This window comes from Stenotrophomonas sp. GbtcB23 (assembly GCF_019091045.1).
GTDB classification, from domain to species: Bacteria; Pseudomonadota; Gammaproteobacteria; order Xanthomonadales; family Xanthomonadaceae; genus Stenotrophomonas; species Stenotrophomonas rhizophila_A.
Window position 1 is genome coordinate 75,082 of record NZ_JAGXKC010000009.1, and the last position, 13,533, is coordinate 88,614.

Here is a 13,533-nt window from a genome sequence, read left to right on the forward strand (position 1 = left end):
GGGGCGTTTTGCGCCCGGCGTGCGCGCTATGTCAGCGGATCGCGTTGAACAGCGACATCTGCTGCATCTGGGTGAAAATGGTCTGCGCGGCCTGCAGGGAAATCTGTTCCAGCTGGTACTGGCCGATGGCTTCGGCGTAGTCGAGGTCGCGCATGGCCGACAGGGTGGTCTTCAGGGTCACGCCGTTGGCGTCGCGCAGGGCGCCGGCATCGTCGATGGCCTTGAGCTGCGCACCGCCGGCGGCGCGGGCGTCGATGAACTTCTCCGAGGCACGGGCCACGTCACGGATGCCGGCCTGCAGGATGTTCTGCTGGCGGGCCACGGCGGTCGGATCGTCGGCGGCGTTGTCCAGCGCGTTGATCATGCCGTCCAGGGTGGAAAAGATGTCGCGGGCGTCGGCGGCGCCGATGCCGAAGCTGTCGCCGGCCTTGGGTTCGCCTTCGATCCGCATGGAAACGCCTTCGAACGTGATGTCTTCGCCGGCCTTGAAGGTGCCGGTCTTGACCACGGTATTGGTCGCATCCACCACTTCATAGGCGTCCGGGCCGGTGAAGCGCAGGGTGTAGCTGGCGCCATCCCAGTTGCCGGAAGCCGGGTCGCGGCCAAAGGTGGTGAGCACGCCGGTGCCGGTGTTGGTGCCGGCCGCGCTGCCGTCCAGGGTGCCATCGCCGGTGCGGATGCGCAGGAAGATCTCGCTGCCGGGCAGGGCGTCCTTGACGAAGGTGTCCGGGGCCACTTCCACCTGGCGCTGGGTCTGGTCGCCGTTGTAGGTGACCACGCCATTGCTGAGCTTGAACGGCGCATCGGCGTCGTCGGTGCCACCGAACAGGTAGCGGCCGGTGCCGTCGGTGGAATTGGCCAGCGACAGCAGGCCGTCGCGCACGCTCTTCAGTTCCGAGGCGATCGACTTCAGGTCGGCCGCCGACAGTGCCGGGTTGTTGGCCTGGATGGTCAGCTCGGTGATATGGGCCATCATTTCGCCGGCCTGTGCCAGTGCGTTTTCCTGCAGGCCCAGGCGGTTTTCCACCACGTCGCCGTTGCGGGCGAAGCGGTCCAGCTCGGCCACGGCGCGGTCCAGGCCGACCGCGGTGCCGGCGGCGACCGGGTCGTCCTTGGCGCTGACCAGCTTCTTGCCGGTGGCCAGCTGCTGCTCCAGGTGGTTCATCTTGCTCTGCTTGGCCATCATCATCGAGATGGACTGGTTGAACATCATCCCGGTGGAGATTCGGTTGTTCATCGCGAAACGGCTCCCAGGATGGTCTGGAACATGGTGTCGGCAGTGGAAATCAGCTGCGAGGCGGCCTGGTAGGCCTGCTGCAGCCGGAGCATGTCGGCGGCTTCTTCGTCCAGGTTGACCCCGGACACCGAGTCGCGCGAGGCCTGTGCCTGGTCGGTGATGACCTGCTGGGCCTGCAGCGAGTAGTCGGCCGCGCGTGCGGCCGAGCCCACCAGCGTGGTCAGGCCACCCAGGGCACCGTTGAGGGTGACCGTGCCGGCGTTGAAGGTCTTGGCGTCCTCCACCTTGGCCAGCAGCAGCGCGTTGCTGTTGTCGCTGGAGCCGGCCGGGGTGGGGCTGATGTTGAAGCTGTCGCCGACCTTCGGCGCGCCATCGAGCACGAAGCTCCAGCCATTGGCGCTGATGGTCTGCCCAGCGGTATAGGTAAACGGCCCGGTGCCATCGATGGTGTATTCGGTGGCACTGGTGAACACGATCGCGGCCGGATTGCGCAGGTTGGCGTTGGTGTAGTCGCTCACCGCCACGCCGCTGACCTTGCCGGTGCCGGTGTTGCCCAGGCCTGCGGCGGCCTTGATCGGCGCAGCCGCGGCAATGCGCGAGGTATCGGTGATCGCCACCGACAGGGTGCCGGCCACGCCGGCGGTGGGCTGCAGCAGGAAGCGGTCGTTCTGTGCCGGGGTGCCGGACATCACCATTTCCACGCCGTTGAGCACCAGCGGGTCGGCGGCGGTGCCGGTGCCGGTCATCGGCACGGCCGCACCGGTGTCGGCGCGCGTGGCCTGCCAGGCACCGCCGTCGAACTTCAGCACGATGTTCTGGCCGTCCAGCTTGGACAGGTCGCCGAAGCTGGCGCTGAAGCTGGCGGTGCCGGTATTGCCGGTGTTGCCGGTGACGCGCGGGCTGCCGTAGTTGAAGAAGTCGCCGCCCATGTTGCCGTACAGGTCAACGCCCTGGTGGTGGGTGTCGTTGAAGGTGCTGGCCAGGCCCACGGCGAGCTTGCCCAGCTCGGCCTGGGTGGGGGTGAGCACTGAATCGCGGAATTCGAGCAGGCCACCGATCTGGCCGCCCAGGCTCTTCGGATCCAGGGTGATCTTCTGGCCCTGGGTTTCCATCGCCAGCTGCAGGCGCTCGGGCTGGTAGGGGTCGGTGACGGTGGTCACCTTGCTGGCGGTGGTGCCCACCACCACGGCCTGGCCGCCAGCGGTATAGACGTTCATGAAGCCGCCGTCCTGGATCACCGCGGTGCCGCCGGTGTAGCCGATCAGGTTGGCCACCAGCTGGTCGCGGCGGTCGAGCAGGTCCGGTGCGGCGGTATTGGCATTGCTGCCGATGGCGCCGTTGAGCTGGGCGATTTCCGCTGCTAGCCGGTTCACTTCGGAGGCACCGGCAATCAGGCCGTTGTTGACCTCGCCATTGAGCGAATTGAGGCTTTCGTTGAGCTGCTTGAAGCGGCTGGCCAGGGTGCCGGCGTTGTCCAGCACGTTCTGGCGGTCGGCGGTGCCCGAGGCATTGGAGGACAGGCCGCTGACCGTGTCGAAGAAGTTCGACCACACGCCGGACACATTGGTGGCGGTATCGGAGAACAGTGAATCCACGCGGTCGGCCAGGGTGGACAGCTGCTTCAGCCGCGCCAGTTCGCCGCTGCTGTCGAGCAGCCGCGAGATCGCCAGCTGGTCGGCCACGCGGCGCACGTCGGTGATGCGGGTGCCGTTGCCGATATCGCCATAGCCCAGGTTCTGCGGGCTGGCGGTGGCAAAGTCCACCTTCTGCCGGCTGTAGCCGGGCGTGTTGATGTTGGCGACGTTATGGCTGGTGGTGGCCAGTGCGCGCTGGAAGGCGAGCAGGGCGCTGGTGCCGGTGGAAAGTACGGACATGGGTTACCTCAACGACGGATTGCCCCCAGCCCGGCGGGGCTGGCGGTGCTGGCAAAGGTGCGGCCCAGGCGCTGGCTGGCATCGCCCACGGCGGCGATGGCGCGCTCGATGGTCGGGCCGCCGGCGATCGCGGCGATCTTGGCCGCGTAGCTGGGGTCGGTGGCGTAGCCGGCCTTCTGCAGGCCCTGGGCGAAGCCACGGACATCGCCGCCGGCCTGCAGCGCGTTCTGGTAGCGCGGGCTGTTCTTGAGCAGTTTCACGTAGTCGGCAAAGCTGTCGCCGACCGAGCCGTAGGCCCGGAAACTGGCGGTTTCACTGCGGCGCACGCCATCGACATATTCGTGGGTGCCGCTGGTGGCGCGCTCGCCACTCCAGCCGCTGGCCTTGATGCCGAACAGGTTGTGCGAGCTGCCGCCGCCATTGCGCTGCACCAGCTTGCGGCCCCAGCCGGTTTCCAGCGCGGCCTGGGCGACCAGCGCCTTGGCGTCCACGCCCAGTTCGCGCGCGGCCTGCTGCGCGTGGCCCCAGATGCTGGCCACGAAGCCTTCGGGGGTATGTGCGCCAAGCTGGGCGGCGGCAGTGCTGCCGGCCAGCGTATCCACGGCGCTGGGGCCGGTGGCGGCGGCGGTGGTGCCGACGTCGCGCCAACGGTCGTCGGCCATTGCCCAGTTTTCGCCGGACGTATCGGTGGCGGGCGCGGCGCCGTACGGATCGCTGCGGCCGATTGCTTCATGCATCTGGCTGCTTTCACGTCCGGCGATCAGGTCCAGCGCACGCTCCATCGGCTGCAGCACCGCCGACGGTGCCTGCCCGCCAAGCTGCTGCAGCAGGTCGACTTCGCTTGGTGCGGAAGGCGCTGCACCGGATGCGGGCAGGGCCATCGGCGCGGTGGCCGGCGCGTTGAGCCGGTAGGCACGCAGCGCCGCGGCGGGATTCAGGCTGGTGTCGGTGGGCTTGGCAGCGTCGGTCCCGCCACCGCCGAGCTGGCGCGAGATCATCGCCGACAGCCCCAGGCCGCGGCCCTTGGTCATCGCTTCGGCGATCTTCTGGTCGTACATGTCGCGGAACATCTGGTTTTCGCCGGGCAGCAGCGAATCGCCGAAACTGGCATCGCGCATGCTCTTGACCAGCATCTGCGCGAACTGGCCTTCCAGCTGGCGCGCGACCTTGTCGACCTTGGCCGGGCTGTTGGCCTGGGCCGGATTGAGCTCCAGTGACGGTTGGATGCGCATCAGATCACCTCGAGTTCGGCACTCAGCGCGCCGGCCTGCTTGAGCGCCTCCAGGATCGCGATCAGGTCACCCGGGGCGGCGCCCACCGCATTGACCGCGTGCACGATCTCATCCAGGGTGCTGCCGCCGTTGAACTTGAACATGCGGCTGCCATCGTTGGTGGCGGTGATGGTGGACTGCGGCGTGGCCACGGTCTGGCCACCGGCGAAGGCATTGGGCTGGCTGACGTTGGTGTTTTCGTTGATCGTCACGGTCAGCGAACCGTGCGAGATGGCCGCCGCGCCAACCCGCACCTGCGCGCCGATGACCACGGTACCGGTACGCGAGTTGACCACCACCTTGGCCGGCGCGGTGCCGGGGGTGAGTTCCAGGTTTTCAATGCGGGCCAGCAGGCCGATGCGCGCGCCCGGGTCCTGGGGCGACTGCACCGCCACGGTGACGCCGTCCACGGCGCGCGCGGCGCCATCGCCGAAGGCGTTGTTCAGCGCGGCGACCATGCGCGACACCGTGGTGAAGTCGTTCTTGTGCAGGTTGAGCGTGATTTCGCCGCCAGCGCTGAACACGTCGGGCAGGGCGCGTTCGACCGTGGCACCGTTGGGAATGCGGCCCACGCTGGGCACGTTGACCGATACCCGCGAGCCATCCTTGCCCTGTGCGCCGAAGCCGCCCACCACCAGGTTGCCCTGGGCGATGGCGTAGACCTGGCCATCGGCACCGCGCAGCGGCGCCATCAGCAGGGAACCGCCACGCAGCGACACCGCGTTGCCGATCGAGGACACGGTGATGTCGATCGGCTGGCCCGGTTTGGCGAACGGCGGCAGCTCGGCGTGGATCGCCACGGCAGCCACGTTCTTCAGCTGCGGATTGACGTTGGCGGGCACGTTCACGCCCAGCTCGCCCAGCAGGTTCTTCAGGCTCTGCACGGTGAAGGGGGCCTGGCTGGTGCGGTCACCGCTGCCATCCAGGCCGACCACCAGGCCGTAGCCGACCAGCGCATTGCCGCGCACGCCGCCCACCTGCGCCAGGTCCTTGATCCGCTCAGCGGAAGCAGGCGCCGCAACACCCAGAACGGAAGCGGCGATGACAACCGCGTAGAGCCACGCCGTGCGTGGCTGAACAACCAACCGAAGAAAGAATTTCATCATCAGCCTCAGAACGGCACCAGCGCCGAGTTGAAGAAACGACTCAGCCAGCCCATCGCATTGGACTGCGCGACCGGGCCACGGCCGCCGTACACGATGCGTGCATCGGCCACGCGGCTGGAGGGAATGGTGTTGTCCGGGAAGATGTCCGCCGCGCGCACGATGCCCTGCACCTGCACCAGCTCGTCGCCCTGGTTCAGCCGCAGGTTCTTGGCACCCTGCACGACCAGGTTGCCGTTGGGCAGGCGCTGCATCACGGTCACGGTCACGCTGCCCTGCAGGCGGTTGCTCTGCGCGCTGGTGCCCTTGCCGGTGAAGTCGCGCGAGCCGGTCGCGCTGGCGCCCAGGATGTCCTTGCCGCCCAGCGTCACCGGCGCACCGAACAGCGTGGGCGTGCCCAGCGCGAGGTTGGATTCCTTGTCGGTACTGGTGTTGGCGGTGGTCTGCGCGGTGGTGCTTTCGGTCAGGGTGATGGTCAGCAGGTCGCCGACATCACGTGCGCGGCGGTCCGAATACAGCTGCAGGCCGGGGCCCGAGGCGTAGATCGCCCCGGCGGTGGCCGGCGCGCTGGGCGCGACCACGGGCACGACGGGCGCCATCGCCGGATACGGGCGCACATCGCCCGCGATGACGCAGCCGCCGAGCAGGGCGGTCACGGCGCTGGCGAGCAGCAGGCGAAGGGTAGGGCGCAGAGGCGACATGGCAGGTTCCCGGTTCAACCGATCAGACGTTGTTGTTGAGGTAGCCGAGCATGGAGTCGGTAGTGGAGATCGCCTTGGCGTTCATTTCGTAGGCGCGCTGGGTTTCGATCATCGACACCAGCTCTTCGACCACGTTGACGTTGCTGCCTTCCAGCGCACCCTGCACCACGCTGCCCAGGCCGTTCAGGCCGGGGTTGCCGTTCTGTGCGGGGCCCGAGGCGGTGGTTTCCAGGAACAGGTTTTCACCGCGTGCCTGCAGGCCGGCCGGATTGACGAAGTCGGTGAGGGTCAGCGCGCCGATTTCGACCGAGGCGGCGTCGTCGGCCATCTTCACGCTGATGGTGCCGTCGGTGCCGATGGTGAGCGACTGCGCGCCCTCGGGAATCTGGATGCCCGGCTGCACCGGATAGCCGCTGTTGGTGACCAGTTCGCCCTGCTGGTTGCGCTGGAACGAGCCGTCGCGGGTATACGCCGACGAACCATCGGGCATCTGCACTTCGAAGAAGCCGCGGCCGTTCACCATCACGTCCAGGGCGCGGCCGGTCTGCTGCTGGCTGCCCTGTTCGAAGTTCTTGGAGGTGGCCACCACGCGCACGCCGGTACCCAGCTGCAGGCCGGTGGGCAGCTGCGTCTGGGCCGAAGAGGAACCGCCGGGCTGGCGCACCTGCTGGTACAGCAGGTCTTCGAAGCTGGCACGGTCCTGCTTGAAGCCGGTGGTGTTGGTGTTGGCGAGGTTGTTGGAAACCACCGACATGCGCGTCTGCTGCGCATCCAGTCCGGTCTTGGCGATCCACAATGCCTGGTTCATGGCCTTGTTCCTGTGTTGATGCGGGTGGCCACGCGGGGTGGCCGTTGTCCTGACTGATGCATGGCGCGTGCCACAACCGCGCCGGAATTACGTCGGGGCGGCCGGTCAGCTGCCCAGGCGCAGCAGGGAGTTGGCGCTGCGGGCGTTTTCATCGCCGTGCTTGATCACCTTCACCTGCATTTCGTATTGCCGCTGCAGCTGGATCATCTGCACCAGCGCGCCGGCGGCATCCACGTTGCTGCCTTCGAGCTGGCCACTGTCCAGCGACTTGCCCTGGGCCTGCACGAACGGCTGCTGCGGGTCGGTGTTGCGCATCAACCCGTCCAGCCCGCGCTCCAGCCGCGCATCCTCGGCCGCGACCACGCGCAGGCGGCCGATCACCGCCATGGTCTGCGGGCCTTCGCCCTGCGGGATGATCGAGATGGTGCCGTCGTTGCCGATGTCCATCGCCTGGTGCGGCGGAATCGCGATCGGCGCGCCGTTCTCGTCCAGCACCGGATGGCCGCCGGCGGTCACCAGCTGGCCATTGGGCGTGATCGACAGCGATGCACCGCGGGTATAGGCCTCACCGCCCCCGGTCGGCGCCTGCACGGCCAGCCAGTTGCCTGCGTCCAGCGACAGGTCCAGCGCGTTGCCGGTGATGTGCTGTGCGCCCTGGCGCCGGTTGAAGCCGGCGTCCACGTGCAGGGCATCCACGCGCGAGGCGTAGCCGGCACCCTTGATCGGGAAGGCCTCGGTATTGGCGAGGGCTTCCTTGAATCCAGGCGTATCGGTGTTGGCCAGGTTGTGCGACAGCGTCCCCTGCGCCTGCAGGGACGCACGTGCACCGGTCATCGCGACGTAGAGCGCCTTGTCCATCGTTGTATTCCCGTGCTGCTGCGATCAGTGGCTCATCAACGGATGTTGATGATGGTCTGGGTGATCTGGTCCATCGTGGAGACCATCTGCGAGTTGGCCTGGAAGTTGCGCTGGGCGGTGATCATGTTCACCAGCTGCTCGGTCAGGTCGACCGTGGAGGCTTCCAGCGAACCGGCCTGCACCTTGCCCAGGTTGGAGCTGTCGGGCGCGCCGGTACGCGGGGTGCCGGAGCTGAAAGTTTCCACCCACAGGTTGTTGCCCTTGGCTTCCAGGCCCTGCGAGTTGTTGAAGGTGGTGAGCGCGACCTGGCCCAGCGGCTTGTCGTCGCCGTTGGTGTAGCGGGCATACACCACGCCCTCTTCGGACACGGTGATTTCGTTGAGCTTGCCGGCGGCGTAGCCGTCCTGCTGGGTGTTGCGCAGCGCGAACTTCTCGCCGTACTGGGTCGACCCGGTGACGTCCAGGGTCATCGCCAGGGTGCCGGCGCCGGTGGTCGGGGTGAACGGGTCCATCACGATCTGGCCGTTGGCCGGGGTGGTCAGCGCGCCGGCATCGTTGAAGGTCAGCGTGGTCGGGGTGCCCACGGCCTGGCCATCGACGTAGTTGTAGACCTGCCATTCGTTGGCGGTGGCCGTCTTGACGAAGTACGAGGTCTGGGTGTGGCTCACGCCCAGCGAGTCGTACACGGTGATGCCGCCGGTGGACTGGTTGTAGCTGTTGGAATCGGTCGGGTCGAACGTGGCCAGGGTCGGCTGCTTGGCGTTGGCCGGCAGGGTGAACGCCACGTTGACCTTGCCGGTCTGCTTGGGCGGGCTGTCGGTGGTGAGCAGCTGCAGGTCGGTCAGGCGGCCGCTGTCGAAGCTGGTGCCGTCGGCGTTGGGCGCGAACACCTGCAGGCGCGCACCCTGCGGGTTGGTCACGTAGCCGGCCTGGTCGGTCTGGAAGTTGCCGGCGCGCGAGTACACGCGGGCGCCGTTCATGCTCATGGTGAAGAAGCCTTCGCCGGAGATCGCCATGTCCAGGCTGCGCCCCGTTTGTTCGTTGTTGCCCTGCGAGAACTGCTGGGCCACGTTGGTCAGGCGCACGCCCGAACCCACTGCATTCTTGGACAGGCCATAGCTGGTGGCCGAGAACAGATCGGCGAACTCGGCGCGCGATTCCTTGAAGCCGGTGGTGTTGACGTTGGCGATGTTGTTCGCGGTGACGTTCAGGTCGGCATTGGCGGCATTGATGCCGGACAGCGAGATGTTGAAGCCCATGGGATTCTCCTTGGATGCGTGACGAAGGGACTCAGCTGACGCGCAGCACGTAGTCGATCGGGGCCGTGCCCAGGCCCTTGAGGTTGAGGTAGAGGCCGTCCGAGCCGACGGTGACGCTTTCCACCGGTGCTTCGACGTAGGTGTTGATCTTGGTCTGGGTGCCGGCGCTGTCGGTGTGGGTGGCGGCGATGGTGTAGCTGCCGGCGGCCATGCGGTTGCCGTTGGCATCCTTGCCATCCCAGTTGAAGGTCACTTCGCCGGCTTCCTTGGCTTCCACGCTGAGCTGGGTCACCTTCACGCCGTTGGCGTCGGTGATGTCCACGGTGACGTAGCCGGCGCCGGGCGCAGCGACCATGCCGCTGGTATCGCCTTCGGTTTCCAGCTGCCACTTGGTGGAGGGCACCAGCACGTCATGGCCGACCAGCGCCGCGCCGCGCAGCACCTGGTCGCCGGCCATCGATTCCTGGAAGCCCTGGACGGTGCTGTTGAGGTCATTGATGCCCTGCACCTGCGACAGCTGCGCCATCTGCGCCACCATCTGGGTGTTGTCCATGGGCTTGAGCGGATCCTGGTGCTGCAGCTGCTCGGTCATCAGGCGCAGGAAGTCGGCCTGGTCCAGGGCGTCCTTCTTCTTGGTGGTGCTGCTGTTGGGTGCGTTCAGGCCCAAGGCGCTGTAGATGTCGGTGTTGCCGACGCCGCTGGTGCTGCTCATGACGGTATGTCCTGCAATAAGAAGGGTCAGCGACCCATGGTCAGGGTGGCCAGCGCCAGTTCCTTGGCGGTGGTGAGCATCTCCACGCCGGCCTGGTAATTGCGCGAGGTCGAGATCAGGTTGACCATCTGGGCGACGGGGTCGACATCGGGCTGGTAGATGTAGCCATCGCCATCGGCCAGCGGGTGGCCGGGCTCGTAGCGCTTGATCGGCGCGGCGTTGCTCTGGCTGATTTCCTTGACCTGGACGGTGGTGATGTTCGGGTCGGTGCGGCTGGTGACCGACTGGAAGATCGGCTCGAGCGGCTTGTACACGGCATCGGCCGAGCCGGCGACGGTGTCGGCGTTGGACAGGTTGGAGGCCAGCGTGCTCATGCGCACGGACTGGGCCTGCAGCGCGGAGCCGGCGATATCGAAGATGGGCAGGTTGCTCATGGCTTATTGCCCCGTGATCGCGGTGAGCATGGAGCGCACCTTGGATTCGACGAAGCTCAGCGAGGCGCGATATTCCAGCGCGGCGCGGCCATAGGCGGCGCGCTCGGCATCGGGATCGACGGTGTTGCCGTCGATGCTCGGCTGCACGCCTTCCTTGGTGATCTGGAACGGGTTGAGCCCACCGCCGATGCTGAAGTGCTGCTCATTGGTGGTCCGCATGAGCCCGTTGCTGTCGGCACCCTGGGCATTGCGCAGGGCGGCATCGAAGTCCAGGTCCTGGGCCTTGTACCCGGGGGTATCGGCATTGCTCAGGTTGCTGGCAATCAGCTTCATCCGCTGCTCGCGCAACGGCATGGCCTGGGCATGGACACCCAGATAGTCGGAAATCAGGTTGGGCATGGCGCTCTCCCACGGGACGATGTGGGGGAGGCTGCAAGGGCCGTGCCAGAACGGGACGGGCAACCGCGCCGAACCGAAGGTCTTGGTTGATTGATCGGGATCCCAATGGGCCCGTATGAATTCGTAGCCCCGGCCGTTGGCCGGAAACCGCGCGCAGCGCGGCCCAAGCGTCCGAAGCCGGCGGGTTATCGATCGCGGCCAACATCCCGGCGTTTAGAGGTTCCGAAGCCGCCCGTCAGGCGTTCATGTCGCCTGATACACGGTTTCGTTCTGGTTGCACACCCGGACGTACGGTCCCGACCGACAGCCTGTGAGGCTCCGGACCCTTGGGCCGCGCTGCGCGCGGTGCCCGGCCAACGGCCGGGGCTACGAATTCATACGGGCCCATTGGGGTGCGGATCAATCAACCGAGGTCAACGGCCGGTCAGGCCGCCAGGGCTACCTTCCGGAGGCGATCCAGCACGAAATCGGCCAGTTCGTGTGGGGAATACTTGGCCACGAAGGCGTTGGCGCCGACCCGCTCGACCATGGCGTTGTTGAATACGCCCGAGAGGGAGGTGTGCAGCAGCACGTACAGGCCGGCCAGGCCCGGATGGCGACGGATTTCCGTCGTCAGGGTGTAGCCGTCCATGGCCGGCATTTCGATGTCCGAAATGACCATGGCATAACGCTCGGCCGGGTTTTCGCCGGCCGCGTGGATCTGCAGCAGGTGGTCCAGGGCCTGCTTGCCGTCCGAGAGCAGGGTGGCGCCCACGCCCAGCTGGTCCAGCACGCTGCGGATCTGCTGGCGGGCAACCCGCGAGTCGTCCACCACCAGCACCTGCAGCTGCGGGGCGTCGGCCGGCAGCGCCATCGAGGGGTCCAGCACGGCTTCGCCACGCACCTGGGCGATGTCGGCCAGCACGCTTTCCACGTCAATCACCTGGATCAGCTCACCCTGGAAGCGGGTGACGGCGGTCAGGTAGCTCGATTCGGCGCCCAGCTCCGGCGGCGGGTGGATGTCTTCGACCGCGATGTTGACGATGCGCTCCACGCCGCTGACCAGGAAGCCCTGGATCGAACGGTTGAATTCGGTCACCACCAGGTAGCCCGGCGACTTGTCGGCGTCCGGCTCGCGCTCGGGGTGGCCGATCGCCAGGCCCAGGTCCAGCACCGGTACCGAGCGGCCGCGCACGTCGGCCACGCCGGCGAACTGGCTGGGCAGCCCGGGTACCTGGAACAGGTCCGGCCGGCGCAGGACTTCCTGCACCTTGAACACGTTGACGCCAAAAAGCTGACGTCCGCCAAGGCGGAACAGCAGCAGGGCCAGGCGGTTGTGGCCCGCCAGGCGCGTGCGCTGGTCGATGCGGTTGAGCAGGTCATGTGACATGGGGGATGTATCGGCGGCATTGGCAATCACTTGAGCGCCGCGCGCCGTGCATGAACGGCACGGACCTTGCAGGGTGCTGCGCATGTGCCTTGCCCCGGAGCCGCCATGCGTATCCTTCCTATAGTTGTCGCGCTGATCGCGTTGGCCGGTGCGTCCCCGCACGCCCAGGCCGCTGGCGGATGGCAGCCGGTGGACAGCATCCGCGCCGCCGCGCTGTCCACGTTGCCGGCGGGCAGCGAAGGCGACACCACCCTGGATTCGGCGCTGCGCCTGCCGGCCTGCGGCCAGGACCTGCGCGCCCAGCCCACCGGCACCAGCACCGTGGAGGTCAGCTGCCCCGACGCGGGCGGCTGGCGCCTGTTCGTACCGGTGAAGGTGCGCCGCAACCAGACCGTGCTGATCCTCAATCGGGGCATTGCCGCTGGAGAAACGCTGGGGGTGGCCGATATCACCACGGCACAGCGAGACGTAGCCCGCATTGCCGGTGCCGCCCTGGCCGACCCGGCCGTGGCGGTGGGGCGGGTGGCGCGGCGTACGCTGAGTGCCGGCAGCCTGCTGTCGGCCAACGACCTGGTCGCCCAGCGTCTCATCCGCCGCGGCGACAGCGTCGCCCTGGTCTCCCGTTTTGGCGGGGTCGAGGTCCGGGTGGCGGGGAAGGCCCTGGCCGATGCAGGTGAAAATGAACGCGTATCCGTGGAAAATCTGTCGTCACGCAAGGTGGTCCAGGGCACGGTGGCGGCCAGCGGCGACGTTTTTGTGACGCGCTGACCACTCCAGCACGCAAAATCTCCTAAAGATGCCGGCCCCCGTGCCGTTATCCCTTGTGAACCGTAACTCCCAGGACAACCCATGAGCCAGAAAATCGACGGCAACCTGCAGGCGACCGCCCATCTGCGCAGCATTGCGCCGGGTAACAAGCCCAGCGTGAGCACCGATGCCCCGGCGCGGCCGGTGGAAGCGGCCGACAGCCTGAAGCTGACCGGCGAGGCCACCAGCCTGCAGGCGCTGCAGCGCGAACTGAGCAGCGCCCCGGCGATCGATGCCGGCCGCGTGCAGGCCGTGCGCGAGTCGCTGCAGAACGGCACCTACAAGATCAATCCGGACGCGATCGCCTCGCGCATGCTTGAGCTGGACCAGCAGCTGCAGAAATGAAGCTGGCCATGAGCGAGCCATTGCAGCGCCTCAGCGACGCCTTGGACGTTGAACGCCAGGCCTTGGTGGAGCATGACGTCCAGTCCCTGATCCGCGCCACCAGCGCCAAGCTCGATGCGCTGCGTGCGCTGGAGCAGGTGTTGCCGGTGGGGCAGAACGAACGCCTGCAGGAGCTGGCCGAGCGCAACCGCGCCAACGGCGTGCTGCTGGCGCGCCGCCGCCGCGAGGTCAACTGGGCACTGCGCCAGCTGGGCCGCAGCGAAGCCTCCTCGGCGTACGACGCCAAGGGCCAGGCCAACACCCTGCATACGCGCAGGCCGCTGGCGGTCGCCTAGGCGCCAACACGGATATAGTGG

At 67.3% G+C, this 13,533-nt stretch carries 15 protein-coding genes; 3 read left to right on the top strand and 12 right to left on the bottom strand.

Annotated features, from left to right (window positions below; all coding sequences use genetic code 11):
- Positions 1-31: 31 nt before the first annotated feature.
- From flgL to KVS69_RS05890, 12 genes are all read right to left on the bottom strand, one after another.
- Positions 32-1,237, bottom strand: coding sequence for a flagellar hook-associated protein FlgL (gene flgL, locus KVS69_RS05835; RefSeq protein ID WP_217537459.1), 1,206 nt, complete (start codon positions 1,235-1,237; stop codon positions 32-34).
- Positions 1,234-3,111: a flagellar hook-associated protein FlgK gene (flgK, locus tag KVS69_RS05840; protein WP_217537460.1), complete on the bottom strand. Its 1,878-nt coding sequence runs from the start codon at positions 3,109-3,111 to the stop codon at positions 1,234-1,236. The genes flgL and flgK overlap by 4 nt, the downstream gene beginning before the upstream one ends.
- Positions 3,112-3,119: 8 nt before the next feature.
- Positions 3,120-4,343 (bottom strand): flagellar assembly peptidoglycan hydrolase FlgJ, encoded by a 1,224-nt coding sequence (flgJ, locus tag KVS69_RS05845; RefSeq protein WP_217537461.1) that lies wholly within the window; start codon positions 4,341-4,343, stop codon positions 3,120-3,122.
- Positions 4,343-5,485 carry a flagellar basal body P-ring protein FlgI gene (locus tag KVS69_RS05850; protein ID WP_254622045.1) on the bottom strand — a complete coding sequence of 381 codons (1,143 nt, stop codon included), beginning with the start codon at positions 5,483-5,485 and terminating at the stop codon, positions 4,343-4,345. The genes flgJ and KVS69_RS05850 overlap by 1 nt, the downstream gene beginning before the upstream one ends.
- Before the next feature lie 8 nt (positions 5,486-5,493).
- Positions 5,494-6,186 (bottom strand): flagellar basal body L-ring protein FlgH, encoded by a 693-nt coding sequence (flgH, locus tag KVS69_RS05855; protein WP_068851731.1) that lies wholly within the window; start codon positions 6,184-6,186, stop codon positions 5,494-5,496.
- Positions 6,187-6,208: 22 nt separating this feature from the next.
- Complete coding sequence (gene flgG / locus KVS69_RS05860; protein ID WP_068851734.1) at positions 6,209-6,994, bottom strand: flagellar basal-body rod protein FlgG; 786 nt, start codon at positions 6,992-6,994, stop codon at positions 6,209-6,211.
- 105 nt (positions 6,995-7,099) lie between these two features.
- Positions 7,100-7,852, bottom strand: a complete 753-nt coding sequence (locus KVS69_RS05865) for a flagellar basal body rod protein FlgF (RefSeq protein WP_068851737.1) — start codon at positions 7,850-7,852, stop codon at positions 7,100-7,102.
- Positions 7,853-7,887: 35 nt separating this feature from the next.
- Positions 7,888-9,111, bottom strand: a complete 1,224-nt coding sequence (gene flgE, locus KVS69_RS05870; protein ID WP_068851739.1) for a flagellar hook protein FlgE — start codon at positions 9,109-9,111, stop codon at positions 7,888-7,890.
- Positions 9,112-9,142: 31 nt separating this feature from the next.
- The gene (locus KVS69_RS05875) at positions 9,143-9,823 is read right to left on the bottom strand and encodes a flagellar hook capping FlgD N-terminal domain-containing protein (protein ID WP_217537462.1); all 681 of its coding nucleotides are present in this window, start codon (positions 9,821-9,823) and stop codon (positions 9,143-9,145) included.
- 26 nt (positions 9,824-9,849) lie between these two features.
- Positions 9,850-10,257 (bottom strand): flagellar basal body rod protein FlgC, encoded by a 408-nt coding sequence (flgC, locus tag KVS69_RS05880; RefSeq protein ID WP_068851745.1) that lies wholly within the window; start codon positions 10,255-10,257, stop codon positions 9,850-9,852.
- A gap of 3 nt (positions 10,258-10,260) precedes the next feature.
- A complete protein-coding gene (flgB, locus tag KVS69_RS05885) occupies positions 10,261-10,656 on the bottom strand; it encodes a flagellar basal body rod protein FlgB (RefSeq protein ID WP_068851748.1) in 396 nt (131 codons plus the stop codon).
- 424 nt (positions 10,657-11,080) lie between these two features.
- Positions 11,081-12,025: a chemotaxis protein gene (locus tag KVS69_RS05890; protein ID WP_068851752.1), complete on the bottom strand. Its 945-nt coding sequence runs from the start codon at positions 12,023-12,025 to the stop codon at positions 11,081-11,083.
- A gap of 105 nt (positions 12,026-12,130) precedes the next feature.
- On the opposite strand from KVS69_RS05890, the gene flgA reads away from it, so the two are divergent.
- From flgA to KVS69_RS05905, 3 genes are all read left to right on the top strand, one after another.
- On the top strand, positions 12,131-12,793 hold the full coding sequence (gene flgA / locus KVS69_RS05895; RefSeq protein ID WP_068851755.1) for a flagellar basal body P-ring formation chaperone FlgA: 663 nt from the start codon (positions 12,131-12,133) through the stop codon (positions 12,791-12,793).
- A gap of 81 nt (positions 12,794-12,874) precedes the next feature.
- Positions 12,875-13,177, top strand: coding sequence for a flagellar biosynthesis anti-sigma factor FlgM (flgM, locus tag KVS69_RS05900; protein WP_217537463.1), 303 nt, complete (start codon positions 12,875-12,877; stop codon positions 13,175-13,177).
- Positions 13,174-13,512: a flagellar protein FlgN gene (locus KVS69_RS05905; protein WP_093532818.1), complete on the top strand. Its 339-nt coding sequence runs from the start codon at positions 13,174-13,176 to the stop codon at positions 13,510-13,512. The genes flgM and KVS69_RS05905 overlap by 4 nt, the downstream gene beginning before the upstream one ends.
- Positions 13,513-13,533: the final 21 nt, after the last annotated feature.

Coding starts and splice junctions, on each gene's coding strand:
- flgC (WP_068851745.1), bottom strand. CDS start 10,257: ATGAGCAACCTGCCCATCTTCGATATCGCCGGCTCCGCGCTGCAGGCC.
- flgG (WP_068851734.1), bottom strand. CDS start 6,994: ATGAACCAGGCATTGTGGATCGCCAAGACCGGACTGGATGCGCAGCAG.
- flgA (WP_068851755.1), top strand. CDS start 12,131: ATGCGTATCCTTCCTATAGTTGTCGCGCTGATCGCGTTGGCCGGTGCG.
- KVS69_RS05875 (WP_217537462.1), bottom strand. CDS start 9,823: ATGAGCAGCACCAGCGGCGTCGGCAACACCGACATCTACAGCGCCTTG.
- KVS69_RS05905 (WP_093532818.1), top strand. CDS start 13,174: ATGAAGCTGGCCATGAGCGAGCCATTGCAGCGCCTCAGCGACGCCTTG.
- flgM (WP_217537463.1), top strand. CDS start 12,875: ATGAGCCAGAAAATCGACGGCAACCTGCAGGCGACCGCCCATCTGCGC.
- flgH (WP_068851731.1), bottom strand. CDS start 6,186: ATGTCGCCTCTGCGCCCTACCCTTCGCCTGCTGCTCGCCAGCGCCGTG.
- flgE (WP_068851739.1), bottom strand. CDS start 9,111: ATGGGCTTCAACATCTCGCTGTCCGGCATCAATGCCGCCAATGCCGAC.
- flgL (WP_217537459.1), bottom strand. CDS start 1,237: ATGAACAACCGAATCTCCACCGGGATGATGTTCAACCAGTCCATCTCG.
- KVS69_RS05865 (WP_068851737.1), bottom strand. CDS start 7,852: ATGGACAAGGCGCTCTACGTCGCGATGACCGGTGCACGTGCGTCCCTG.
- flgK (WP_217537460.1), bottom strand. CDS start 3,111: ATGTCCGTACTTTCCACCGGCACCAGCGCCCTGCTCGCCTTCCAGCGC.
- flgB (WP_068851748.1), bottom strand. CDS start 10,656: ATGCCCAACCTGATTTCCGACTATCTGGGTGTCCATGCCCAGGCCATG.
- KVS69_RS05890 (WP_068851752.1), bottom strand. CDS start 12,025: ATGTCACATGACCTGCTCAACCGCATCGACCAGCGCACGCGCCTGGCG.
- KVS69_RS05850 (WP_254622045.1), bottom strand. CDS start 5,485: ATGAAATTCTTTCTTCGGTTGGTTGTTCAGCCACGCACGGCGTGGCTC.
- flgJ (WP_217537461.1), bottom strand. CDS start 4,343: ATGCGCATCCAACCGTCACTGGAGCTCAATCCGGCCCAGGCCAACAGC.